General features: G+C 65.3%; 23 protein-coding genes. 12 read left to right on the top strand and 11 right to left on the bottom strand.

Annotated elements, in window-relative coordinates; translation table 11 throughout:
- Positions 1-101 precede the first annotated feature (101 nt).
- Both KIK15_RS17035 and rfbD read right to left on the bottom strand, forming a co-directional pair.
- Entirely contained in the window at positions 102-977 is an 876-nt protein-coding gene (locus KIK15_RS17035; protein WP_214245935.1) for a glycosyltransferase family 2 protein, read from the bottom strand.
- Between the two features lie 67 nt (positions 978-1,044).
- On the bottom strand, positions 1,045-1,950 hold the full coding sequence (gene rfbD / locus KIK15_RS17040) for a dTDP-4-dehydrorhamnose reductase (RefSeq protein ID WP_214245936.1): 906 nt from the start codon (positions 1,948-1,950) through the stop codon (positions 1,045-1,047).
- A gap of 326 nt (positions 1,951-2,276) precedes the next feature.
- On the opposite strand from rfbD, the gene KIK15_RS17045 reads away from it, so the two are divergent.
- Together KIK15_RS17045 and KIK15_RS17050 are read left to right on the top strand one after the other, a co-directional pair.
- Positions 2,277-3,773, top strand: coding sequence for an LCP family protein (locus tag KIK15_RS17045; RefSeq protein WP_307851949.1), 1,497 nt, complete (start codon positions 2,277-2,279; stop codon positions 3,771-3,773).
- Positions 3,761-4,474: a TIGR03089 family protein gene (locus KIK15_RS17050; RefSeq protein WP_214245938.1), complete on the top strand. Its 714-nt coding sequence runs from the start codon at positions 3,761-3,763 to the stop codon at positions 4,472-4,474. The genes KIK15_RS17045 and KIK15_RS17050 overlap by 13 nt, the downstream gene beginning before the upstream one ends.
- 8 nt (positions 4,475-4,482) lie before the next feature.
- On the opposite strand, the gene KIK15_RS17055 is transcribed toward KIK15_RS17050, so the two are convergent.
- On the bottom strand, positions 4,483-5,640 hold the full coding sequence (locus tag KIK15_RS17055) for an acyl-CoA dehydrogenase (RefSeq protein ID WP_374222875.1): 1,158 nt from the start codon (positions 5,638-5,640) through the stop codon (positions 4,483-4,485).
- A 186-nt stretch (positions 5,641-5,826) separates the two neighbouring features.
- Between KIK15_RS17055 and KIK15_RS17060 the strand changes: the two genes are divergently transcribed.
- Positions 5,827-6,648, top strand: coding sequence for a dienelactone hydrolase family protein (locus KIK15_RS17060; protein WP_214245940.1), 822 nt, complete (start codon positions 5,827-5,829; stop codon positions 6,646-6,648).
- Between the two features lie 24 nt (positions 6,649-6,672).
- Here KIK15_RS17060 and purE read toward each other — a convergent pair whose 3' ends face one another.
- Entirely contained in the window at positions 6,673-7,185 is a 513-nt protein-coding gene (gene purE / locus KIK15_RS17065) for a 5-(carboxyamino)imidazole ribonucleotide mutase (RefSeq protein ID WP_214245941.1), read from the bottom strand.
- Positions 7,182-8,471, bottom strand: coding sequence for a 5-(carboxyamino)imidazole ribonucleotide synthase (locus tag KIK15_RS17070; RefSeq protein WP_307851950.1), 1,290 nt, complete (start codon positions 8,469-8,471; stop codon positions 7,182-7,184). Before KIK15_RS17070 ends, purE begins: the two co-directional genes overlap by 4 nt.
- A 175-nt stretch (positions 8,472-8,646) precedes the next feature.
- Here KIK15_RS17070 and KIK15_RS17075 point away from each other — a divergent pair, with 175 nt between their 5' ends.
- Positions 8,647-9,276: a GtrA family protein gene (locus tag KIK15_RS17075; protein ID WP_214245942.1), complete on the top strand. Its 630-nt coding sequence runs from the start codon at positions 8,647-8,649 to the stop codon at positions 9,274-9,276.
- Positions 9,277-9,278: 2 nt separating this feature from the next.
- On the opposite strand, the gene KIK15_RS17080 is transcribed toward KIK15_RS17075, so the two are convergent.
- The 3 genes from KIK15_RS17080 to KIK15_RS17090 form a co-directional block, all read right to left on the bottom strand.
- Entirely contained in the window at positions 9,279-10,553 is a 1,275-nt protein-coding gene (locus KIK15_RS17080) for a sensor histidine kinase KdpD (RefSeq protein WP_250324887.1), read from the bottom strand.
- 63 nt (positions 10,554-10,616) lie between these two features.
- Complete coding sequence (locus KIK15_RS17085) at positions 10,617-11,294, bottom strand: response regulator transcription factor (protein ID WP_214245944.1); 678 nt, start codon at positions 11,292-11,294, stop codon at positions 10,617-10,619.
- Between the two features lie 57 nt (positions 11,295-11,351).
- Entirely contained in the window at positions 11,352-11,891 is a 540-nt protein-coding gene (locus KIK15_RS17090; RefSeq protein WP_214245945.1) for a PH domain-containing protein, read from the bottom strand.
- Positions 11,892-12,596: 705 nt separating this feature from the next.
- Here KIK15_RS17090 and KIK15_RS17095 point away from each other — a divergent pair.
- From KIK15_RS17095 to KIK15_RS17120, 7 genes are all read left to right on the top strand, one after another.
- A complete protein-coding gene (locus KIK15_RS17095; RefSeq protein ID WP_214245946.1) occupies positions 12,597-12,941 on the top strand; it encodes a hypothetical protein in 345 nt (114 codons plus the stop codon).
- On the top strand, positions 12,938-13,747 hold the full coding sequence (locus tag KIK15_RS17100; RefSeq protein WP_214245947.1) for a hypothetical protein: 810 nt from the start codon (positions 12,938-12,940) through the stop codon (positions 13,745-13,747). Before KIK15_RS17095 ends, KIK15_RS17100 begins: the two co-directional genes overlap by 4 nt.
- Before the next feature lie 21 nt (positions 13,748-13,768).
- Complete coding sequence (locus KIK15_RS17105) at positions 13,769-14,419, top strand: hypothetical protein (protein WP_214245948.1); 651 nt, start codon at positions 13,769-13,771, stop codon at positions 14,417-14,419.
- Positions 14,420-14,427: 8 nt separating this feature from the next.
- A complete protein-coding gene (locus KIK15_RS17110) occupies positions 14,428-16,197 on the top strand; it encodes a hypothetical protein (RefSeq protein ID WP_214245949.1) in 1,770 nt (589 codons plus the stop codon).
- A gap of 89 nt (positions 16,198-16,286) precedes the next feature.
- On the top strand, positions 16,287-16,595 hold the full coding sequence (locus tag KIK15_RS17115) for a DUF2563 family protein (protein ID WP_214245950.1): 309 nt from the start codon (positions 16,287-16,289) through the stop codon (positions 16,593-16,595).
- Positions 16,592-16,726 carry a hypothetical protein gene (locus tag KIK15_RS18930; protein ID WP_374222874.1) on the top strand — a complete coding sequence of 45 codons (135 nt, stop codon included), beginning with the start codon at positions 16,592-16,594 and terminating at the stop codon, positions 16,724-16,726. The genes KIK15_RS17115 and KIK15_RS18930 overlap by 4 nt, the downstream gene beginning before the upstream one ends.
- A gap of 155 nt (positions 16,727-16,881) precedes the next feature.
- Positions 16,882-17,358, top strand: coding sequence for a hypothetical protein (locus KIK15_RS17120; RefSeq protein ID WP_214245951.1), 477 nt, complete (start codon positions 16,882-16,884; stop codon positions 17,356-17,358).
- A gap of 137 nt (positions 17,359-17,495) precedes the next feature.
- Here KIK15_RS17120 and KIK15_RS17125 read toward each other — a convergent pair whose 3' ends face one another.
- From KIK15_RS17125 to KIK15_RS17135, 3 genes are all read right to left on the bottom strand, one after another.
- Positions 17,496-18,266, bottom strand: a complete 771-nt coding sequence (locus tag KIK15_RS17125) for an HIRAN domain-containing protein (protein WP_214245952.1) — start codon at positions 18,264-18,266, stop codon at positions 17,496-17,498.
- Positions 18,253-19,062 (bottom strand): hypothetical protein, encoded by an 810-nt coding sequence (locus KIK15_RS17130; RefSeq protein ID WP_307851951.1) that lies wholly within the window; start codon positions 19,060-19,062, stop codon positions 18,253-18,255. The genes KIK15_RS17125 and KIK15_RS17130 overlap by 14 nt, the downstream gene beginning before the upstream one ends.
- Before the next feature lie 140 nt (positions 19,063-19,202).
- Positions 19,203-24,089 (bottom strand): DEAD/DEAH box helicase, encoded by a 4,887-nt coding sequence (locus KIK15_RS17135; RefSeq protein ID WP_214245953.1) that lies wholly within the window; start codon positions 24,087-24,089, stop codon positions 19,203-19,205.
- A 166-nt stretch (positions 24,090-24,255) separates the two neighbouring features.
- Between KIK15_RS17135 and KIK15_RS17140 the strand changes: the two genes are divergently transcribed.
- A complete protein-coding gene (locus KIK15_RS17140) occupies positions 24,256-24,525 on the top strand; it encodes a hypothetical protein (protein WP_214245954.1) in 270 nt (89 codons plus the stop codon).
- Positions 24,526-24,825: the final 300 nt, after the last annotated feature.

Below are 24,825 nucleotides of genomic sequence, written 5' to 3' on the forward strand. Positions count from 1 at the left end.
GGTTCCGGCGGGTGCGGTTCCGGTGGACGCACCGGGACCGGGGTCGGACTGTGCCACTGCGGGCTCCCCTCGAGATGAGTGATGGTGAACGACACCCTAGGTCAGGAATGCGGATTCTTCGCGTCACGCACGGCCGCTGCGGTCACCAGCCGCGACCGCACGTCCAGCGCAGCCGACATCGCCCAGCGCAGTGGCGCGTGTCGCCGTTTCGGGTGGCGGTCGCTCTGGTACCGCAGCACACCCTCGTGGTGGGCGGGCAGCATCAGTTCGGGGTAGCGCTTCTGCGAGTGCCCCTGGTGATGGACGACCTCGGCGCTGGGGCCGTACACGTTGAGCCAACCGGCCCGGGCCAACCGATCGCCGAGGTCGACGTCTTCCATGAACATGAAGTATCGGGAGTCGAACCCGTTGACCGAGTCGAACGCCACTCGGCGCACCAGCAGACACGACCCCGACAACCAGCCCGCGCTACGTTCGACGATCTCCTCGGCCTCGCGGCGATAGCGCAGCGTCCACGGATTGGTCGACCACACGCGACCCAGCAGTGCGTGTCCGGTCCCGGCCACCAGGTCGGGCAACTCGCGAGCCGACGAGTACACCGAGCCGTCGGGTTCACGGATCAACGGTCCCACCGCCCCCGCTCGCGGCCAGCGTTGCGCGACCGCGATCAACTCGTCTACGCAGCCGGAGGTCAGCCGGATGTCAGGGTTGGCGATGAGGACGAACTCGATGTCGGGATCCACTTGCGCCACAGCCCGGTTCACCGCCGCGCCGTAGCCGATGTTGCCGCCGGAGTACACCAGCGTCACGTTGGCGGCATCCTCGGCAGCGGCCTCCGGGGCGCCGTCGGTGCTGCCGTTGTCGGCGATGACGACGTCCACCTCGCGCGTGGTGGCCGCATCGATGCCGGCGAGGAAGGCGGCCAGATGCTCGCCGGGCGAATAGGTCACCGTCACCACGGCTATCCGGTCTGTCACGGGCATCAGGGTAGCCAACCGGGCATGACGTACCGGCGCAGCCTCGAGCTGGGCACCGTGGCCACCCTCAGGCATCCGGGGCGCTCAGTGCCGCACGCAACGCCACCGGCCACGGACGCAGCGGCGTGAGGCCGGCCCGCTCCCATGACCTGCCCGACAACGCCGAATACGCAGGTCGAGGTGCAGGCCGCGGGAACGCTGCGGTGGTGGTGGGACGGACGCGGTCGGGGTCGGCGCCCACGCCGGCGAACACGGCCTGCGCCAGATCGAACCAGCTGGCCGTCCCGGAGTTGGTGGCATGCAACGTCACACCCGCGGCACTGCGCGTGGCGGCCAACTCGACCAGTCCACCCGCGAGGTCGACGGCGTAGGTCGGCGAGCCCACCTGGTCGGCCACCACGTCGATCTCCGGTCGCTGCCGTTCCAGCCGTCTCATGGTGGACACGAAGTCGCCGGTCTGCGCCTGACCGGTGTACACCCACGCGGTGCGCACCACGGTGGTCTGCGGATCGGCCGCCGTCGCGGCCCGCTCGCCGGCGAGTTTGGTGCGGCCGTAGACCGTGGCCGGGGTCTGATCGGCGCGCAGGTCGTCGGGTTCGAGTGGACGGCCCACGGCCTCCGCGTCGGTGAACACGTAGTCGGTGGAGATGTGGATGAGCCAGGCGCCCGCAGCGGCGGTTGCCTGCGCAAGATGCGCGGGACCGGCGGCGTTCACCGCCTCGGCCCGCTGCACGTCGGTCTCGGCCGCGTCGACGGCGGTGTAGGCCGCACAGTTGATCACCACATCGGTGTCGGCGAGGTCGGCGAGGGTGTGGCGCACCGCGCTCGCGTCGGTGATGTCGAGGTCGGTGGAGGTGAGTGCCCACACCTCGGTGTGGCCGCTGAGCCGGCCCACCAGCAGCCGTCCCACCTGACCGCCGGCACCGACCACCACGACCCGGCCCGGCGCGTGCTCGCCGCGTCCTCGATCCACCGGTTGTCCCCCCGTCCGCTGACTCCGGCGCTCAGCCTAACGACGCCGACCGGCCGACGTCGGTCCGCGAGCGTGAGTCAGACCTCACGACACGCCCACATCAGCACCACAAGTTGTCACCCGTCACAGCAGTAACCTGAAGCGGTCAGATGGGTCCGACCATGTCCGGGTCGTGCCACACACCGCCACACCCGAACCGAAGGGACCCCGTGCCGACCGGAGCCGATCGACCGCGACCGCGATCCCGCGGGTCGGCCGGTACCCGCGCCGACCCCGCCGGGACCACCCGCCGACCACGCGGCGACACCGCCGGGACCCGAGGCTCCGTGACGCGCCGCAGGGTCGAGCCCGCAGATCAGGACGCCGCCAGCCCACCGACGCCCGGGTCGACCGGGGTCTCGGTGGGTTCGCGGGTAGGGCGGATCGGGGTCGCGCTGGCGTCGGTGGGCGTGTTGCTGTTCACCGGCTACGCATGGTCGAGCATCACCTCGTTGGAGGGCAACGTCACCCGTCTCGGCGGCCTCACGCTGGGTTCGGGGCGCGACGGCGCGGTCGACATCCTGATGGTCGGTACCGATTCTCGGGTGGACGCCCAGGGCAACCCGCTCTCGGCCGCCGAGCAGGCCCAGCTACACGGCGGCGACCAGGTGGGCACCAACACCGACACCATCGTCGTGATCCGCATCCCGAACGACGGTTCGTCGGCCACCGCGATCTCCATCCCCCGCGACTCCTACGTCGACGTACCCGGAATCGGGATGAGCAAGATCAATGCCGCCTACGGCGCCACCAAGGAGGCGCGGCGAGAGAAGTTGGTCGAAGCTGGCACCGATCCGGAGCAGGCCGAGCGTGAGGGCACCGCCGCCGGGCGGCGCGCGCTGATCGATTCGGTCTCCGCGCTCACCGGGATCGGCATCGATCACTACGCCGAGGTTGGTCTCGTCGGGTTCGTGTTGCTCACCGATGCCGTCGGCGGGGTGGACGTCTGCCTGAAAAACTCGGTGGACGAACCACTCTCAGGCGCCACGTTCCCGGCCGGACCGCAGACTCTCCGCGGCACCCAGGCGCTGAGCTTCGTGCGGCAGCGCCACGACCTACCCCGCGGCGATCTCGACCGGATCGCCCGTCAGCAGGTGTTCATGGCGTCGTTGGCCCAGAAGGTGCTCTCGGCGGGCACCCTGGCCGATCCGAGCAAGCTCGCGGCGCTGCAGCGCGCCGTCAGCCGGTCGGTGGTCATCGACGACAACTGGGACATCCTGAAGTTCGTCGCGCAGCTCAAGGATCTGACCGGGGGCAAGGTGCGCTTTGCCACCATCCCGGTGATCGACGAGCAGGGCTGGAGTGAGGACGGTTCCCAGTCGGTGGTCACCGTCGACCCAGCAGCGGTCCGTCGCTTCACCGCCGGGTTGTTGGCCCCGAAGTCCAACCGGCTCAACCGATCCGAGTACACCGTCGATGTCATCAACGCCGGCACCGTCGACGGGCTGGCCACCAACGTCGCGAACATCGTCGCCGCGAAGGGCTACCAACGCGGTACCACGGGCAACGCGTCCGACCCGGCCTCCGCTAGTTTCGTGGCCACCGGCGAGAAAAGCATGGGCGCCACCGACATCGCCCGCCAGCTGGGCGGACTACCGGTTCGCGTCGACCCGTCACTGGCGCCGGATCACCTGCGGTTGGTCCTCAGCGACAGCTACACCGGCCCGGGGTCGATCGCCGACACCGGTGCCCGCCCGCAGGCCACGCCCGCCGCAGCCACCTCGCCGACCGCCCCACGTCCCACCATCACCGCCGCCGGTAAGGGTCCGACATGCGTCAACTGAGCACTCTCACCGACGCCGTGTTGGCTGCGGGTGCCGGTGACCCGGCCAGTCCGCTGCTGACGTTCTACGACGATGCCACCGGCGAACGCACCGAGCTGTCCACTCTGACCGCCACAAACTGGGCCGCCAAGTGCGCCAACATGATCCGTGACGAGTGGGGTCTGGTCCCCGGCGATGTGGTCGCCGTCGACCTGCCCGTGCACTGGCAGACGTTCGTGATCCTGCTCGGCGCCTGGTGGTCGGGCTGTGCGGTGACGATCGGCCCCGACGATGACGCGGCAGCCGCGTTTTGCAGTCGGGATCGGCTCGATGCTCAGGGGTCAGCGGGCGAGATCGCAGCCGCCGGCCTGGACGCGTTCGCCATGCCGCTGCCCAACCTACCGGTGGGTGTCACCGACTTCGCGGGCGCGGTCCGCGTCCATGGCGATCAATTCACACCGTCGACGCCCGGGCCGAGCGCGCTGGGCGGGCGTAAGACCGAGGACGTGATCGTTGCGGCGACGGCAAGCGCCGCGCGCGAACAGATCTCACCCGGCGACCGCATCATGTCCACTCGAAAATGGGACTCGGCGAACGCGGTGACCGACAACCTGCTCGCGGTCTACATCGCCACAGCGAGCCTGGTGCAGGTTTCCTCCGCCGACACCGCCGGGCTCGCAGCCCGGGCAGTCTCGGAGAAAGTCACCGGCACCCTGACCTGAGACCGAGCTCAGCGCAGCAGCGCGCGCGACATCACGACCCGCTGGATCTGGTTGGTGCCCTCGTAGATCTGCGTGATCTTGGCGTCGCGCATCATCCGCTCGACCGGGAAGTCCCGGGTGAACCCCGCGCCACCGAAGAGCTGCACCGCATCGACGGTCACCGCCATCGCCACATCGGAGGCGAAACACTTCGACGCCGACGAGATGAATCCCAGATCCGGCTCGCCACGCTCAGCGCGCGCGGCCGACGAGTAGACCATCAGCCGGGCGGCCTCGATCTTCATCGCCATGTCGGCGACCATGAACTCCACGCCCTGGAACTGACTGATCGACTTGCCGAACTGCTTGCGGTCCTTGATGTAGGCGATGGCCTGGTCGAGCGCACCCTGAGCGATGCCGACGGCCTGTGCCCCGATGGTGGGGCGGGTGTGGTCGAGGGTCTTGAGGGCGGTCTTGAAGCCGGTTCCCGGCTCACCGATCATGCGGTCACCCGGCACCACGCAGTTCTCGAAGTGCAGCTCAGCCGTCGGCGAACCCTTGATCCCGAGCTTGCGCTCGTACCCGGCCACGCTGAAGCCGGGGTCGTCCTTGTGCACCATGAACGCCGAGATGCCGTTGGCGCCCTTGTCCGGGTCGGTGACGGCCATGACGGTGTACCAGCTCGACTTACCGCCGTTGGTGATCCACGCCTTCGTGCCGTTGATCACCCAGTCATCGCCCTGCGCCTTGGCCCGGGTACGCATCGCCGCGGCGTCGGAACCGGCCTCCCGCTCAGACAGTGCATACGACGCCATCTCACCCTCGGCGATCGAAGGCAGCACCTGCTGCTTCAGCTCGTCGGAACCGGCGAGGATGAGCCCCGTGGTGCCGAGCTTGTTGACCGCCGGGATCAACGAGGACGACGCACACACCCGCGCGACCTCTTCGATGACGATGCAGGCCGCCACCGAGTCGGCACCCTGCCCGCCGTACTCCTCAGGAACGTGCACTGCGTTGAACCCCGACGCGTTGAGCGCCTTGAGCGCCTCCTCGGGGAAACGCGAGTTCTCGTCACACTCGGCGGCGTAGGGCTCGATCTCCTTCTCGGAGAGGTCTCGGATGGCCTCACGGAGCGCGACGTGCTCGTCGGGAAGCTGGAACAGATCGAAGTCGGCGTTACCGGACATGGATGTCATCTCCTCGAAAAACCGTGGGCTGTCGTCTCTCATGGTAGCCCGCCGACGAACACAGTTACTCGCGGGTAACCGAGCCAGGTCGGGCTGTGACCTGGACCGCAATCGCTCGCCGGCGCGCCGGATCTGCCAATGTGGTCCTCACCCGGAGAACCCGCCGCACGACAGAGAGATGACCGCATGAGCACCGACACCCTCGCCGACTTCGAGCAGATCGAGTTCTCCGCGCACGGTCGCACCGCGCCGGTGTATCGCCTGGGCAGCGGTCCGGCGGTGGTGGTGATGTCGGAGATCCCGGGCATCACCCCGGCCGTCGCCGACTTCGCGCGCCGGGTGGCTGCCATCGGATGCACCGCGGTGGTACCCCACCTGTTCGGCACCGACGGCAAGGGGCTGAGCGCCGGTGCGATCCCGGTGCTGTCGCAGGTGAGCACTCTGGCGCGAGCCATCGTGCCCGCGTGCATCAGCCGCGAGTTCACCGTGTTGGCCACCGGACGCACCTCGCCGATCGTGACCTGGCTACGCGCGCTGGCCGCCGCCGAACACGATCGCTGCGGCGGGCCTGGCGTGGGGGCGGTGGGTATGTGTTTCACCGGCGGCTTCGCTCTGGCCATGGCCACCGACGACCGGCTGCTGGCCCCGGTGTTGTCGCAACCATCGCTGCCGTTCCCGATCACCGCGAGCCGCCGCGCCGCCATCGACATCTCACCCGACGACCTTGCGAAAGTGAAAACCCGTTGCGCTGCCGGCGATCTCACCGTGATAGGGTTACGGTTCGCCGGCGACAACACCTGCCCGCCGCAACGCTTCGCCTGGCTGTCCGAGCAACTCGGCGACGCCTTCGTCGCCGTCGAGCTGCCCGACTCCTCGGCCAACCCCGACTCGTTCATCCCGAACCACTCGGTGCTCACCGAATGTCTCGTCGATGAACCGGGTCAGCCCACCCGGGCTGCGCTCGACGACGTGCTCGAGTTGTTCCGTAGCCGACTGCTCACCGACTGAACCGCAATCACCGCAGTCCGACGGTCACTCTCCGATCAGGCTGCGCCGCAACGCTTCGTCTTTGGCCAGCACCATCTGCTCGAGGCTCTCGGCGAACGCGACGAGTCGCTGCTGCAGCGTCGGGTCGCCCGCGGCCAAGATCCGCACCGCGAGCAGGCCTGCGTTACGGGCGCCGCCGATGGACACCGTCGCCACCGGGATCCCCGCAGGCATCTGCACGATCGACAGCAGCGAGTCCATGCCGTCGAGATGTTTCAGCGGCACCGGCACCCCGATCACCGGCAGCGGCGTGGCCGAGGCGACCATGCCCGGAAGATGCGCTGCCCCACCGGCTCCGGCGATGATCACCGAGATGCCCCGCCCGGCCGCACTGGTGGCGTAGTCGAGCATCCGTCGCGGGGTGCGATGCGCGGAGACCACCCCGACCTCGAACGGGATCTCGAACTCCACCAGCGCCTGCGCGGCGGCCTCCATGGTGGGCCAGTCGGAGTCGCTGCCCATGATCACACCCACCCGGGGTCCGGACGGCTGATTCATGCCAATTCTCCTGTCGTCGTTGCGGACTCGCCGTGCGGATCCCACCCGTCGGTCCACTGGGCCGTCGACATCCAGGTCGCAGCGCGCTCGGCCCGCTCGCGCACCTGCGCCACGTACGCCTGGTCGGCTGGGCGCGCCGGATCACCGACGATGTTGACGTGACCGATCTTGCGCTCGGGCCGTTCACCTTTGGCGTAGAGATGCACATGGGCGTCCGGCATCCGCGCCATCAGATGATGCAGTCGCTCGTCCATGGACATCTCCGGCGCCTGCGCCGCCCCCAGGATGTTGGCCATCACCGTCACCGACGCACGGGCGCGGGTGTCACCCAGCGGATAGTCCAACACTGCGCGTAGATGCTGCTCAAACTGACTCGTCACCGCGCCATCCATGCTCCAGTGGCCGCTGTTGTGGGGGCGCATAGCCAATTCGTTGATCAGCAGCTCACCGTCGAGGGTCTCGAACATCTCCACCGCCATCACCCCGATGACACCGAGTTCGGCGGCCAGCCGCAGAGCGATCCCCTCGGCCGCTTGCGCCAGGTGATCGGACAGTCCAGGGGCCGGGGCGATGGCCACCGCGCACTGTCCGTTGCGCTGCACCGTCTCCACCACCGGCCAGACCGCCCCCTGTCCGAACGAGGACCGGGCGACCATGGCCGAGAGCTCCCGGCGCATCGCGACCTTCTGCTCGGCCACCAGCACCGTGCCGCTCTCCTGAGCTCGGGCCAGCACGTCGCGAGCCTCGTCGGCGTCGGTCGGCATCCACACCCCGCGACCGTCATATCCACCGGTGACAGCTTTGAGCACGATCTGCCAGTCGTGCTGGGTGCCGAACGTCTCCAACACCGCCGTGGCGTCGTCGCCGTCGAGGTCGGCGAACGCTGGGATCGGCAACCCCATCTGCGCCAGCCGTGCCCGCATCATCGACTTGTTCTGCGCGTAGATCAGAGCTGTCGGCGGCGGCGCCACGTCGACGCCGTCGGCCACCAGCGCCTCCAGCAACTCGACCGGTACCCCCTCATGGTCGAAGGTGACCACGGTGGCACCGTTGGCTACACGCCGCAGGTCGGCCAGGTCGGTGTGGGAACCGAGCACCACATCGGAGGTCACCAACGCGGCCGGATCGTCGACGGAGGCAGCCAACACACGTAATCGCTGGCCCAACGCGATCGCGGCTTGATGGGTCATCCGAGCCAGCTGTCCACCGCCGATCATCGCGACGGTGGGCAGACCGGTGCGGGCAACGGCGGGTGGCACCAGCGAGGACGGTGAATCTGCAGTCACAGCACGCAATGGTGTCACGAGTCCGCGCGCGGCTTTCGCCCGAGCTGTGGTTGCCGCGACACCCGCCGCGAACAGCACAGTGGCGATCGTCGGCGTGGCTGTACACGTGTGAGATGAGCAATTCTCGGCGTCTCGAAAAGAGCAAATCGGTGATCTTTTCGTAGACTCTTCCCTTGTGCTGTCTATCGATGGGCTGATCGCCCACCTTCCGGCGCCGTTGGCACGGCTCGCCGAGCGCCATCACGAGCTGATCAAGTTCGCACTCGTCGGTGGCACAACCATGATCTTCGACATGGCGATCTTCTACTCGCTGAGCCTGACGGTGCTCGAAGCCAAGCCCGTCATCGCCAAGGTCTTCTCGGGATGCCTGGCCACCATGCTGAGCTACGTGCTCAACCGGGAATGGGCCTTCAAGAACCGCGGCGGACGCCAGACCCACCACGAGGCACTGTTGTTCTTCGTGATCAGCGGCATGGGCGTGGTCCTGCAGGCCGCGCCGCTGTTCATCGCCAACAACCTCTTCGACATCCGCAACCACGCCAGCGTGGCCGGCCTCGTCGTCATCGACTTCGTCCTGGGATACCTCATCGGCAACGTGCTGCAGATGGCGTTTCGGTTCTGGGCGCTGCGCAAGTTCGCCTTCCCCGAGACCCAGGGCAACGAGGCCGCCGAGATCGAGGCCTACGCGACCGGCCAGGTCGTCCTGGACCACCTCACGCCCCAGCTCGACCATTCGGCGCGAGCACACCCACTGGTCGATCTCGACAAGAGCGCGAGCACCCCGGTCCCCGGCTCGGCTGCCTGAGCTCAGCGCGGCTCGACCCGCCGGGGCGCGGTGACGCGCGGCGTCGCCGGACGGTTGGGGACCAGGATGGTGAACGTCGGTGGCCGCCGGGTCGTCAGATCCAACCGCCCGCCGTCGGCCTCGACGAGCGCGCGCGCCAACGACAGCCCCAGCCCGGTCGATCCGCGGGCCGAGAATCCGCGACGGAAGATCAGCGGCACCACCGCGTCGTCGATGCCCTCCCCGTCGTCGCCGACACTGACCCGCACCAGCTCCGACCCGTCGGCCACGTCCACCTCGACCCGGCAGCATCCGGCGCCGTGGCGCAGTGCGTTGTCCAGCAGCACGCTCACCGCCTCCCGCAGTCGGCTGGCGGTGGCGTAGGCCACGTCGGCGCCCCGGTAGCGCACCTCGATCTCTCGGTCGGCCTCGGCGAACAGGTTGGTGTAGTCGCGGATCACCGGGTCGAGGGTGTCGCGCACCCGGATGGGGTGTCGAGGTCGCGACGACGACGCCCGCGAGGCAGCGATCAGGTCGTCGAGTTCACCGCTGAGACGCTGCACCTGCTCGTGGGCGGCCTCGGCCTCAGCGACCACGCCCGGATCGTGGTGCAACGACAGCTCGTCGAGGCGTAAGGCGATGGCGGTGAGGCGGCTGCGCAGTTGGTGAGAGACCTCGCCGACTATCTCGCCTTCGCGTTGCAGCCGGGTCGCGATCTCCCGGTTGGCCACCTCCAGCGCGGTCGACACCCGATCCAGTTCGGCGATGCCGTGGGTTCGCCAGGCGCTGTGGAAGTCGCCCTGCGCCATCGTCCCGGCCCGCTGGGCGAGGTCTTCGAGCGGGTCGGCCAACCGCTTGGCGGTGATGGCAGCGGTGACGGTGCCGGCCAGCACCGAGGCGATCACCGCCAACGTCACCGTTCCGATCGCCGTCCACTGTTCGGCGCGTACCGCATTGCGCGGAATCCGCATCGTGATCGACCCGGAGTCGCCGAGCGCGATCGACTCGCTCACCTGGGGACCCTGCACCGGGTCACCCACCGAGGTGCGCGCGGTGGCACCCGACGCGGTCGGGTACTGCAGTTCCAGATGCGCATCGGCGGGCAACAGCAGTCGAAACGGTGCCACGTCGACTGTCGAGGCCACCCGGCCCGCGTCTTCCTGACGCAGCAGCTCCTCGGCCACCCGGTCCAGCCGCTGACGCAGATCCTGGCGACCCATCTCGTCCACCCACCACCAGGCGGTGAACCCCAGGGGTACACCCAGCAGCACACCGATGCCGAGCACCATGGCCAACATGGACTGCAGGATTCGCCTGCGCACCGGATGACGGCCTCTCGTCGCTGGGATGGTTCAGATGGGCTATTCGGGATCGAAGCGGAAACCCACCCCACGCACGGTGACGATCCGCTTGCGTTGGCCTTCGTGGTCGTCGCCGATCTTGCGACGCAGCCACGACACATGCATGTCCAGCGTCTTCGATGACCGCAGGTCGGCCGATCCCCAGACCTCGGAGAGGATCTCCTCGCGGGTGACCACCTGCCCGGCGCGTTCCATCAGGAACCGCAACAGGTCGAACTCGCGGTTGGCCAGGGTGGCCTCGCCTGAGGCCACCACCACCCGGCGGGCTCGGGTGTCGAGTTGGATGTCACCGGCCTCGAGGATCACGTCGGCGCCGTGCTTTCGCCGCAGCAAGGCCCGTACCCGGGCCAGCAACTCAGCCAACCGGAACGGTTTGCCCACATAGTCGTCGGCCCCGGCGTCGAGTCCGACCACGAAGTCGACCTCGTCGGTGCGAGCGGTCAGCATCATCACCGACAGTGTCGGGCGTGTACCCCGCACGCGACGACACACCTCGAGGCCGTCGATGTCGGGCAGTCCCAGGTCGAGGATGAGCAGTTCGAAGCGGGGGTCGTGGGCGCGTTCGAGTGCGGCAGGACCAGTGGTCACCACCTCGCAGCCGTAGCCTTCGCGGACGAGCGCCCGCGCCAGCGGCGTTGCGATGGCCTCGTCGTCCTCGGCGAGCAGTACGTCGGTCACCGGCTCAATCTACGGCGCGTGACCCCGCTGCGGGCGACAGGTGTCCCACCGGGTGGCTCAGCGTGGCGCGCCGGATGCCCGCGCAGCAGATCCACCGCCGGAATCGGTGTCGAACACCTCGTGGTAGAGCAGCGCATGCACCTTTTCCACCTGCGGGATGTCATCGAAGGACAGCGGGTCGTCTGAGGCCGACTCGATGATCAGGGTGCCGGTGCGCAACATCCGGTCCACCAGCCCGTGCCGAAACTCCACCGAGTTGATGCGTTGCAGCGGGATGTCGATACCCGAGCGGGTCATGATGCCGTTACGGAACGTGACCCGGCGATCGGTGAGCACGAAATGCGTTGTGCGCCAGGATATCAACGGGCGCCCGAAGAACCACACGCTGATCACCAGCCACAGTGCGGCGATGACCGACCCGAGTACCACCTTGGTGGTCTGACCCAGATCCGAACCCACCACATAGCCCGCACCCACCCCGGCCAGCGCGGTGGCCACCAGGAAGATCAGGGTCGGCACCACCAGCGCCTTCCAGTGCGGATGCTTGTGCAGCACCACGTGTTCCCCATCGGCGAGGATGTTCTCCGGATACCCCATGCCGCGCTCCTGTCGTCGACTCCCGATGATGATCAGACGCTAGCCGAGTATGAGGAAGAGCGACGTCGGAGTGGGTGGAACAGCACCTGTCGAGTGGGTGGAACAGCGCCGTCGAGTGGGAGGCGCCTTTTGCCGCCCAGTCGACGACGATTTTCCGCCCACTCGACGTAGTACAACGCACGGGCCCCGCCTGCGACAGGGCACACACCAGCATCGGCGGCGCCGTCGCACGGCCGTGCGGGCTGGATAAGATGTGTGGAACCACAGCGGCCGTTGCGCCGTCCAAGGTGTCGATAAGGTTCAGAGTGAACGATCCGGTGGAAAGGACGTGTCAGTGCGCAGCGAGTCGGGATCGCATAGCGCCGCTGTTGCATGGATTGCGCGCGAGCTCAACGGCCTGTCACTGCGTGCTAGGGCACTTCCGACTCCTGAATTGGGACGCCTTCCGGCGGCCGCACGCGTGACACAAGCGCTGATGACGTCAGGGGGGGGGGTCTTGCTCGTGAGCTGAGCTCACTGAGCGTCAGGCTCACCTCAGGCACCAACGAGCACACCGTTGCGTTGCCCCCTTTGGGTGTGCGGGGTATCGGTTTCGCGCGAGACGGTCGGGGCCCGCGCGAGTATCGCGCGGCGGTCGATTCCGTCGATAGCGCCGATCTCGCCGATTCAGCGCAGCAGTGGCGCAGCGTGGCCACCGACATCGGTGTGGTCGCCGACGACTGGGCCCGTGCAACGGCCCACTCGGCGCCCGACTTGTCACTGGCGAGCCTTGTGCTCTCTGCCATGCGTTCCTTGGCCAGGCGCGCCGACGATTGCGCGGCGCTCATCGAGGCGATCGCCACGGGCGTGCGGCGGTGCCGCGCCCAGTTGGCCATTCTCGAAGGTGATTGGGTCGAGATCGACACCCAGCTGCAGTCATTGGTGCTGCTGGCCCAGTCCGTGGTGCAACGCGAGATGCATCATCGCCGCGTTCGCGACGAGGTGGACCGCACCTACAACGCCGCAGTCGACCAATGGGAACACCAGATCACCAGGGCAGCGGCACAATGAGCGCCCACGATGGCCAGGCGTGGGTGCTCACCACCGACGAGTTTCGGCTGCTGTGGGAAGCGTTCGACACCACCGAATATCCGCGCGGATTCGCCCTGGCCGGCGACACCCCGTACCCCAATGGTGAGACGCAGCTGAGGGCGGAGAAGGAGACGCGTGAGCAGTTTCGCACGCAGCTTTCGGCGCCTCAGCGGGCTGCGGTCTCCGCGTTGGCCAGCCCGCTGTACTCGATAGGCATCCTCGGTGGCTGGGCCACCGCGACATCGCCCAAAATGGTCGGGGTGCAGGTTCATTCCGGATGGCATGGTGCCTCACCGCACGCATACATTGCCGTGCAACAACCTAGCCCCAACTTGTCGGTCGGCGGGCCGGTGCACATCCGGCGCGTCGACTTTCCGGCCTGGTCGGCCAGTCTGGTGGGAGCGTTACCTGCGTCTCCCGGACCAGGCCGGCTTCCAGCCGACCATCAGGTTCCGGTGCAGATAGAAAATATCGCCGAGGTGCCTACGCTTACTGTCGCGCCTAGCGCGTCGCGGCACACTGCGGCAGCCGCGTTCGGACAGATCGCTCTGCGCGGCGGGGCTGTCCTCACGATTCGGGTTGGTTCAGCCTCCGACCCCCGCAAACCGGTGACAGCCGAGGTGCACGTGGCCGACGTACCCGATGATGGCCGCTACGCACTGGCTATCCTCGCCAATTCCGACGGAGCCGCCATGGGCGTCACCGACGTAGCCTTGGGCAAACTGATCAACCGAGTGGTAAATGCCGCACGGCGACAATACGATTCCCCATCCGGGGAAGGGTAGAAAGTGGGAACGAAACCGACCATGAAACGAGTAATCGTAGTGCTGATGGCGGTGCTGCTCCTTGCCGCCTGCTCTGAATCGTCACCCCGATCGTCGGGTGACAACGCCCCCGACAGCCCGGTCAGTGGCGTCGCCAAGGACTCGCCCGCTGATGTCAACTCCACCAAGGACATGACTGGTGTGGTGATGGAATACCCACCCGGCAAGAATCCCTACTTCAACCGCATGCCCGATGTGTGCAAGTTCATTCCAGACTCGCTGATGAAAGAGCTTGGAATGATCCGCAAGAAGACGGGATTCGATGGCAGCTCCGAACTCTTCCAATCGTGCAACATGTATGGAGTCCCGCAGGAAAATGGCGCTCAACTCTCGATAAGCGCCGGCCTCTATGCCCAAAACATCTCTTCTTCGACAGATCCCAGTCGTAATCAAATTGTCAATTCCAAAGTCGACCTCGGTCGCAACGTCATCGGTACGGTGTACATTTCTCCCAAGACTAACGTTGAGCTCCTGCAAAATTGCTTTCTCGACTGGGGTACCTTTTATGGTACTGCCTCAGTTAATGTCGGTTCAGCAAGACAGGCTGTTGCCGACCCGTGCGACGGAATAGTAGAGATTGCAAAGAAGATACTTCCATACCTTCCGTCTAAGCCATACCAGCTGCGACTCTAGGAGGAGCATTGCCTGATCAGAACACATGGGACACGCTGAAGTCCGACACCGCGATGACGTTCACACCTGAGACCGCGCGCGCCGTGTGCCGGCAGTGCAATGCAGCCCGGGACTCGGTTGCCCAACTGGTAACCGATGCCAGCTTGTTGACCAAGGCAGGAAACGCCGGATCCTTCATATCCGCTACAAGCATCCAGAACGCCCTCCAGGATTTGGCTCAAGTGCTTATTGATGGAATCACTCGATTGCAGGGACAGTTCTCCGATGTCGCAGCGGCAGTTCGAGCAGCGGGTCTGCGGATCACAGACCAGGATGCCGACAACGCGAGGGCTCTCGCGTCGACAACCGACTGTGCCCGTGGATACGATGATTTGGTCGTTGAAGACGGCGGGCACACGATGTACTCCTATCCGGAGCCATTCGACGGCGATCCCGCAGTGACCGGGGGCACCGCGTCGGAAGCATTCCCCAACACCTGGCAATACGAACTGCTGGCAGCTGACATGATCGCGAAGGGCTACCAGGCCATGAACGGAGCCGACACGCCTTCCCTCTTTGTCTTGGCCCAGCGGTGGACTGCACTTGCGAGAAACCTCAACGCCGTGATCACAAAGTTCGACAAGGAAACACAAAAGCTCCTCTCCGACGGTACCTGGACAGGCACGGCACAGGAGAAGATCAAGCCGGCGCTGGCGGACTTTGCGAGTTCGGCCCAGAAGATGGCTGAGCAGACATTCCAAAACAGCCAACAGGTGTGGAAATGGCACGAGCTAGTTTCTAATTCCAAGACCCAGTTCAGAACACTAAACGATCAGCTCACCACGTTGCAGCAGCAACAGTTGGTTCAGGCGTCGGTGACTCCGCTCGCACCAGCCGCCATCGCCGCGCAACAGGCGGCAGTGCAGCGCCTTCAGCAGCAGGCACGGGACTACATGAGTGGCCGGTGGAATCCCAGCACCATGCAGATCTCCCAGTTCGGATTGCGCGCCATTCCCGATCCGCAATCTCCGGTGGGTGCGCCGCTGCCCGTACCGGGAGCCGCACCCGCACGGCCAGCGGCCACGCTTACTCCCGCTTCGAGGCCGACGCCAACGGGATCAGGCCCCGGCCCGGGTGGTCCCAGCGGTGGCACTAGCTCATCGACCAAGCCCGGCGCTACCAAACTCACCGGCCCAGCGCCCACGCCTGGACCAACGCAGGGCGGCAAAGGCACTCCAGTACCCACCACCCCGCCCGCGACCGGAGCGCCCACACCACAGATGACTGGAAAGAGTGCGGCCGGAGCGGGTTCCACGGCCGGCCTCCCTGGCGCTGGCAACGCAGCAGCTCGCAGCGCAGCCACCCGCTCCGCAGCCGCAAACGCGATGAAGTTAGCGGAGAAGTCAGCCGCAGCCCGGGCAGCAGCATCGAAAATGGGTGGAGGCGGAGGTGGCGGTGGCCTTGGTGGCGGAGCCGCCGCAGCTGAGAAGGCGTTGGCGGCACGGGCCGGCTCCATGGGCCAGGCCGAACGGATGGCCGCAGCCGAACAGGCAGCCCTGCAACAGTCACGAGCCGGCACCCCGGGGACACCCGGCGCCGCCGGTGCCCCGATGGGCGGACGCGGTGCCGGCAGTGGCAGCGAAGACAAGGCTCACAAAGCGGCCCGATATCTGCAGTCCAAGGAGAACGGCGAGGAGATCATCGGCGACCAAGGCGAAGCCGCACCCGCCGTCGTCGGTGGCTTGAACCTCGACACCAGCGGCGACAAAGCACCTGTGGAGGCACGTATCCCCCGCTGAACACCTCCTGAGCGGGGCGGAACCGCGCCGCCGGGTGGGCGTTGCGTGCGCGGCCCACTACCATACGAATGAACGAACGGAGTCCCCTAATGTACGCCGACATCCCCCGCCTGCACCTCGGTGCTGATCGAACATCAGAAGCCGGCGAACACGTCGATGCCGCAGCGTCATCGCTTGCCGCAGCCACGGTCCAGCCGGAGATGTTTGGTTTGTGGTCCGCTGCTACTACTGCGGCAGCAAAGCTCGCTTCGGCGCACGCCGACCATGTTTCGAACCTCAAGGCCCACTCCGAGGGTTTGACCGACATCTCGGGCCGTGTGCGAACCAATGCGACCGATCTGGTCAGCGCAGACGAACGATCTGACGAAGACATCAAACGTTCGGGGCCTCGAGAGTGACACCGCCAAGTCTTGCCAACCTCAGCATCGGCGAGCTGATCGGGTTAGCTGAGGTGGATCCGTGGGAATTGGATGACCAGCTGGCTGCCGGGCGGCCAGACCAAATTGATGACCTAAGATGTCGCCATTAACCACCGACATGCGCGTTGATACGCGCCGGACACGCGCGACCTTCGTCCGCAGTGCGGCACACGTATTCCTGCTCTCTGTGCTTGTCTCCGCGGTTGTCGGCGTAGCCGGATGCGACGCATCCAAGCACTTCACCACCCCCATACCAGGAGGCCCGATGACAGACGCTGAAACACGCAGCCAAGTGCTCGAGCCCGCAATCGACGCCGTACGCGGTAACAACTTGAAGCTCAAAAGCGCAATGCTCTACTACGAGTCGGGCACCGATGACGGCCACGGGCCTTTCGCCGGAGACCTGGTTCTGATCTTCGAGCAGCCTATCGATCCCATGGCTTACCGTGCGCAGATAATGGCCCAGATGACTACCGACGGCTGGGTTGCAGGCGCCCGGCCCGATCAGCATTACCACAACAAATATATAATGAATAAGGGTAACCTGGTCGCGCACTTCGACACCTATGTCGTCAATGACAACTCAGCTTATCAGGGCTGCGGAAGGATAGAGATACTCGGCGAATACCGGAACCCGAAACCGCAAGACGGCCTGCCTGAGGACGTTCTCACCGAAATCAAACGGCGTGCAGGTTTCTCGACCGACCCCCTCGACGATCCATACAACTGTAAATCTAACTAGAGGACACGAGGTCCGCAGACTCAGCTAATAGTCGTCGAGACATTTGCGGCTCTTCCTGATTCAGAGTGCATCGCAGTATTCGCCGGACTATGCGCCGATGCTTCCACCGCCTGAATTCGCCACCGGCTCCGCGTTTCTTACGCCATTCGCCAGTGCGGCTCATCGAACACAAAGCGGCTGCACCCGCCTTCCAAGCGAAGCAGCAGGCGAAGGTGCGGATGAGTCTGAGCAGGGTTGGCCTGCACGACCGACAGCAAGAACGGCACACCGCTGTCGATCACGGAATGAACGTATTCAGTCAGTGGTGCCGGCACGTAGCCGACGGCTTGGTTGCCGGAGGTGACCTGTATCGCCGTCGGGTCTTTTGGGTTGGTCGGTTCGGGGCGCAGCCCAAGGGCCTCATGTGGCGCCAGCTGCTCGATGGCATCACTGGCACCCTCGAGGTGCCGCACAGCGTGAGCAAGGAAGTGCGCCGTAGTCTGCCCGCCGCGCTGATAGGTCGGAAGCGGGATCAACTCGATGGGGTCACCCTCACGGTGCCCACCTGAGGCACCGAGAATCTCCCACGAGTCGGCTGTTTCATCCAGGCTCAACCCGCGTAGGTACACACCTCGGTCTGGCCTCTTGGCGCTGATCACGCGCTCGGCGAAGCTGGGGAACAGCCGGGGCGAGCGGTAGGTCTTGGTGAGATCAGAGAACCCGATGACCGGGTCGATGCCGCGTTCGGCGGCCGACCGCAGGTAGCCGAACTCGTAAACGGTCGAGCCGTCGCGGCCGGTGGCACGGCTCAGGTAGCCGATCGCTTCGTACCTACGGTCCGATGCACATCGGCGGGTCACGATCATTCGGGCCAGGCCGGTGGTCGGGTCTGCGAAGGCCGACGGCGACAGAGACTCAGTCGAGACCATCAATCAGCCGCCTTCTGTTGGTTGTGAGCAGTTCCATCACAAAGGTACGAGCTACACCTGACAATTCCGGTACCGCCTCGATCACAGCATCGCACAGGTCCAGGTCAAGGCCATGGATTTGCTCGAGCCAGTGCTGCCGCGCGGATGGTCCGCAACGCCCGGCTGCTGCCGCCGCAAAGGCCAGCATCGTGTGCGCTTCACCACCGTCGAATCGGGTGGTCACCCCTCGCGCACACCACCGAGCGAGCGCGTCCCCCTCCAGAATCGTCGCGCGCGTGCGGTCGTTCAGCCCACTTCCGAACGCACGGCCGTGATCGTAGCTGGGTGCAAGCGCACGCTCTGGTCCGCGACTCAACACCGCCCAGTTGTGCGCATGCCGGTCGGTGTTCGCGATCAGCGCGTCGAGGGTGAGGTATCCCACGAAAACGTCGAATGCAGACCAGGATTCATACCTATCGTCGGGTGGTCCCGCGATGGTCTGCAGGACGGACTCGATTGCGTCGAGTGTGTGCCCAGCGCAGGTGTCCGAATCGAAATCGTCGTCGCACTCGCCCAGCAGCTGAGCGCCGGGAGACCCAGCCCAGCCGAGCGGACGCATGTCGCGGCTGATCGAGCCGCGCTGCTGAATCCCGCTCTCCAGACTGGTCGCCACCGCGAGTTCCGTCTGAACCACCGGGATGGACAGCATCGCAGCGACTTCGGCGGCGATCTTCTCGGCCCAATCTTGCCCGCCGATATCCAGATCGGGCTGGTCCCCTCGCTCCTGCCGAGCCTTCGACAGCGGTAGTTCCTTCACCGTTCTGATCTTGAACAGCCACCCAGGCTCGCCCGGCGCCCTGTGGAACCAGCGTTTGGCGACGTTACCCCCGGTCTCCCGTTCGCCCCGAATCCACTGATCTAGATCGATGATCGGAAACCGCGTTGGAACGATGCCGTTCAATCGAGGGTGTTCACGATGCGGACGGTTTCGATGGCAACGGTGGTGACCTTTTTGATGAGGTCGACGATGTAGGTGGGGTCGTCATGTTCGTCGCACCAGAGGTTGGGGTCGTTGACGATGCCGGAGGCCTTGTCGGTCTTCACCTGGTAGCGGTCGATGATCCACGCCAGTGCCGAACGTGAGCCGAGCATGTACTCCTCCGCCTCGGCGGGGATGCCGGCAACGGTCACCTTCGGGTTGTAGACGATCGCAGTGTGGTCGGTCTTGCTGCGCCACTTCATCTTCTGCACCCGCCACGTCTCCCGGTCGCCCGCGTCGGCGCCGGGCTTGAGTTGCACATCAAGCGGGTACGGGTCGACGTCCTCGTACCGGATGTGCAGGTACCCTAGGCGTTCACCGGCCTCAACCAGCTGTGTGAACCGCGTGAGCGAGTCGGGAGTCGGTATGTGCGGCAACATCTTCTTCAGATCAGCGGCATAGGTCTCGCGGTAATTGGGTACATGCAGCTGCCCATACACCGACCAGAAGATCTGATCCTTCGTCACCGAGTCGCCCAGCGCGGTGCGATAGACCGCCAGGATCTCGTCGGTGATGTTGTCGAGCCGTCGGTACCCGTGCTCGTCAACGTCGGGATCGATTGCGGCCGTGCCGAAGTCGAGCTCACCGCTGTCGGTGGCGTCCACGCGCTCGTATGTAAAGCGCGGAAAGAACTGGCCAGTGTCGAGAAGGTGCAGATTGGGGATTGCGTCCGTGATGAACGGGGTGAAGGCGAAGTGCGAAGCGGGTCCGGTGAGGGCGATGCCATAGTTCTTGTGGTGCGGTGTCGGGAACATCGACGGCAGCTGGTAACGCCTATCGCTGGTGGCGGCGTCGAAGTACACGTGGTGTGGAGTAAACGGTCGATACACCCCGAGCCTGAACGCGGCGTTCCGGATGTGTAGATCGTCACCGCGGTTGAGCTGTTGGCGCAAGCTCGAGCTCCAGGAAATCTGCCCGGTTCCGATTAGCTCCGGATGTTTGCGGAGCAGGTCGTCGCTTGTGCTTCCTGGACCCAACATGCGGAGCAGATCCCTTGCGGCTTCGAACTGCTTTCGGATCTCCGCGATACTTTCGGATAGGGCTGAACTCGACCAGTTGTAGACCCACGGGTCGCGTCCTGTCTTCAGCCCTGACGAGTAGGAACCAAAGATGCGGAGGCCGGCCCCACTCTTCTGGCCGATGACTGGCCACGATCCGAACTCATCGTCGCGATGGCTTACCCAGTCGCCGTGGGTGTTCGGGGTGATGGTCTGCCAGTCGACCCCTGCCACGGTGCTGTCCTCGACGATGCGGAGTTTCTCTTCGCGGTCGAGGTAGTCGCCGATGTCGCGGTAGTGGATCTCGCATGGGCCCGCGTGGGTCGCGTCTTTGACGCCGATGAAAATGGCAATGGTTGATCGGCTTCCAGCGCCGAACACCTTGCCGCCCTCACGCCGGGACAGCTCGCCAGCGGTGCGCTGGTTGCCGCGCAAGTTGTAGACCCAGAGGTGGGCGAACTCGTCGGCGAAGCTCAACCGCACGCCGTCGGCGGTGTTGCCGTCTATCCAGCCGCCATTGGAGACGAATGCGACGATGCCGTTGTCGCCGACGCGATCGGTGGCCCACCGGTAGGCGCGGTAGTAGCTGTCGTACAGGCTGTTCTTGTTCGTGCCCGTCGACCGCTTGGCATAGGTGTCGCCGATGCGACGGTCGAGCGTCGGGTAGCTCAGGTTGGCATTGTTGTCGTTCGCGCTGTCCTGGCCGACTGAGTAGGGCGGGTTGCCGACGATGACGTTGATCGGCGCTTCGAGTTGTCGGACGATGCGATCGTTGTTCTGCGGGAACATGATTGCGTCCATGGTGTCGCCGTCTTCGGTGATCTGAAATGTGTCGGCCAGCACGATGCCCTCGAACGGCTCATAGATGGCGTCATCGTCGGCGGCAGTCAATGCGTGATACGTGGTTTCGATGTTTACTGCGGCGATGTAGTAGGCCAACAGCATGATCTCGTTGGCGTGCAGCTCGTTCCGGTATTTGCGCGGCAGATCGCCGGGGAGGACCAGTCCCGATTGCAGTAGCCGGGTGAGGAAGGTGCCCGTCCCGGTGAAAGGATCCAGAATGTGCACACCGGCATCGGTGAGGCCGCGGCCGAAGTGCTCCTTGGAGACGTGATCGGCCGCGCGGATGATGAAGTCGACGATCTCCACCGGGGTGTACACGATGCCCAACGCGTCGGATTGTTTCTTGAACGCCACCTTGAAGAACTTCTCGTACAGCTCGGCGATCACCTGCTGCTTGCCCTGCGCGGTCGATACCTCCGACGCCCGTACCCGCACCGAGGCGTAAAACTTCTCCAGCCCAGCGGTTTCCGACTCCAGGTTGGTGTCGTTGAGCGCATCCACCATCTGCTGCATCACAATCGACACCGGGTTGTGAGCGGCGAAATCATGCCCAGCGAACAACGCATCGAACACCGGCTTGGTGATCAGGTGCTGGCTGAGCATGCTGATCGCATCATCACGGCTGATCGAGTCATTCAGGTTGTCCCGCAAACCCTTCAGGAACCTGTCGAACTGTTCGCCCACAGTGGGCGACGCCCCCGACAGCAGCGCGTTGATGCGCGCGATCTGCGCAGCAGCAATATCGGCCACATCGGCCGCCCACTGCTCCCAGTAGACGCGGGTGCCCACCTTGTCGACGATGCGGGCGTAAATCGCCTCCTGCCAATCCGACAACGCAAACAGCGCCATCTGGCTGGCCACCGAGCCACGCTGCTCCTTCTGCTCGGCCCCGGGTTGTTCGTCTGTGCCCGAGACGGATTCGTGGTCATCGCCCACCGGGCCGATGTGCCCACCCATCAACCGGTCAGAACCTTTACCCACCTTCGTTTCCCTGGTGGCGGCGTTGAGTGCGATCGAATTGACCATCGCATTGAACCGGTCATCATGGGCGCGAAGCGCATTCAGCACCTGCCACACCACCTTGAACCGGCGGTTGTCAGCCAACGCGTGCGATGGCGCCACCCCAGCGGGCACCGCCACCGGCAAGATGATGTATCCGTAATCCTTGCCGTCGGCCAGGCGCATCACCCGGCCCACCGACTGAACCACGTCCACCACGGAGTTACGCGGATGCAGAAACAGCACCGCATCCAGCGCAGGCACATCCACACCCTCGGACAGGCAACGCGCATTCGTGAGGATGCGGCACTCCCCTGGAGGAACCGGCGCTTTCAACCACGACAGCTGCTCATTGCGGCGCAACGCGTTGAACGTGCCGTCCACGTGGCGGACCTCGCACCGCAACCCCAGGTTGGTGTCGTCGACCTGCTGGCCGCCGTCCTCGGATTCGGCGAGCAGATCCCGATAGGCGTCCACCACCGCCGGGAACACCTCAGCCACCTGCTTCGACGCGGCGATGTCCCGGGCGAACGCCACCGCCCGCGCCATCGGCGGCGCCCCCGCAGTGAAACCGTCGCCATCGGGAGTGTGCCCGGCCCGCTTGGCCAACCCGTTCCAGCAGCCCACGATCTTTGATGCATCATCGAGCTGCAATTCCGCGAAGTCGCCGGCCAACTGCGTCTGCATCGGCGCCGCCACCAACGACTCGTCGACAGTCAGCACGATCACCTTGTAGTCGGTCAGCAGACCACGTTCCACCGCATCACCAAACGACAACCGGTGAAACTCCGGCCCGTACAACGCCTCATCGTCCATCGACGCCAACTCGGCGGAATGATCGTCGGCCTTCTCCTTCACCGCGTCGTCGAAGATGCGCGGCGTAGCCGTCATGTACAGCCGCCGGGTCGCCGTGATGAACGAATCATCATGAATCTTCACGAAGTTCGACTCGTCGCCGCCGTCCACCGTGACACCGGTGGTCCGGTGCGCCTCATCGCAGATGATGAGATCGAAAGGGTCTACCCCGGCCTGCTGCGCGGCCGCCACCGCAGGCAACGACTGGTAGGTGGTGAACACGACCGTCAACCCGCTGGCACGTTTGCGATGCGCCATATGCGCAGCCAGCGTGGCACCGTCGGTGGTGACCGGGATGGCCACGTCCACCACACTCACGTCCTCCGCTGCCCGCGACACCTTGGTGTCCGAGCACACAGCGAAGGCCCGGATGTCGGTGCGGGTCTGCGCAGTCCACTCCCGCAACGTCTGGCTCAGTAGCGAAATGGACGGCACCGCAAACAGAATGCGTGCACTACCGCCGTTCTCCGCGGCAGTACGCTCGGCAATCTTCAACGCGGTGAACGTCTTTCCCGTACCGCATGCCATGATCAGCTTGCCGCGCTGATGACCCGCAGCGAACCCGGCGAACACCGCGTCGATGGCCTGCTGCTGATGCAGCCGCGGATCATGCCGTTTGGCCGGCGACAGCTGAATCGACAGCTCACCCTGTGGCCACGCCACATCCCAGTTGATGGGCGACTCCGCGATCTCGGCCAACCCGATGCGCTGCACCGGAATCTGTTGCCCCTCAAGCGCATCCTCAGCATTACGGCCCCACCGGTCAGTGGTGGAGACGATCACCCTGTTACTGAACGGCGCCTTACCGGAGGCAGTGAAAAACGAATCGATGTCCTCCTTGCGCAGCGTGTGCGTGGGTTCGTAGAACTTGCACTGGATGGCCGTGTAGTCGCCCGTGTCGCGGTTCTGGGCCACGATGTCGATACCCGTATCAGGCTTACCGCCCCGGCCTGGCCAGTCGGCCCACCGCCACACCTGCTGATACTGCTGGCTCTGGGTCGGGTCAAGCTCGAAGTAGCGAACCATCAACTCCTCGAACCGAGTACCCCGCTCCGAGTTGCTGCGCTCACGCTCACGGAACGCCTCGATCACCTCATGAAGACCAGCCACCGCACAAATGTGTCAAACATTGCGCCTCAGCGCAGCCAGGCAGGCACACCGTGTCGTACCCATCCGATAGAACTTTGCTCAGTTTCGCGGACAATCGCGACCTGAACCGAATGTAGGAGGAACGATGAACAGCACGTGGTCGGACTACGCACCGTGGCTGTTTGCGGTGCTCGGCATCATCACCGCAACCCGGGGCGCGTCGAAGGTGCTGATGTTTTCATCACGAACCACCCCGCGATGGTGGGCGGCACGGATTGACGCCAGCGGCGACATCGGAGGCGGCATCGTCGCCGTGCTCGCGTTCTTCGAGTGGGCTTCCAGCTACTCCGGTCGGGTGACATCGATCGTGACGGTTACGGCCTTGTCGGTGATCGCCGTGGCCGTGCCGCTCTGGCTCATGTGGATGTTCGGATGGCAGTCGAGGAAAGCTGGCTGAGCTGTGCACTGTCGAGTGGGCTGAACAGCGCCGTCGACAGGGGCGGCGCACCGGCCACGCCTGAGACAGGGCGCAACCACCAACGCTAACCCAGATATTCGCTTGCATGTTCGAACCGTGCATGTATACTTGTACACATGCACGGGGGAGCGTTCATCACAGCTGTCGACGATCTGATCGACATCACCACCAGCCTGGTCATCGACACCGATGACGAGGTGATCACCACGATCCGCGCCGCCATCCGGTTGCGCTCGGTCAGTGATCATCTCCTCGCGGCGACGGCCGGCCACTGTGAAC

This window comes from Williamsia sp. CHRR-6 (genome assembly GCF_018474015.1).
Lineage (GTDB): Bacteria > Actinomycetota > Actinomycetes > Mycobacteriales > Mycobacteriaceae > Williamsia_A.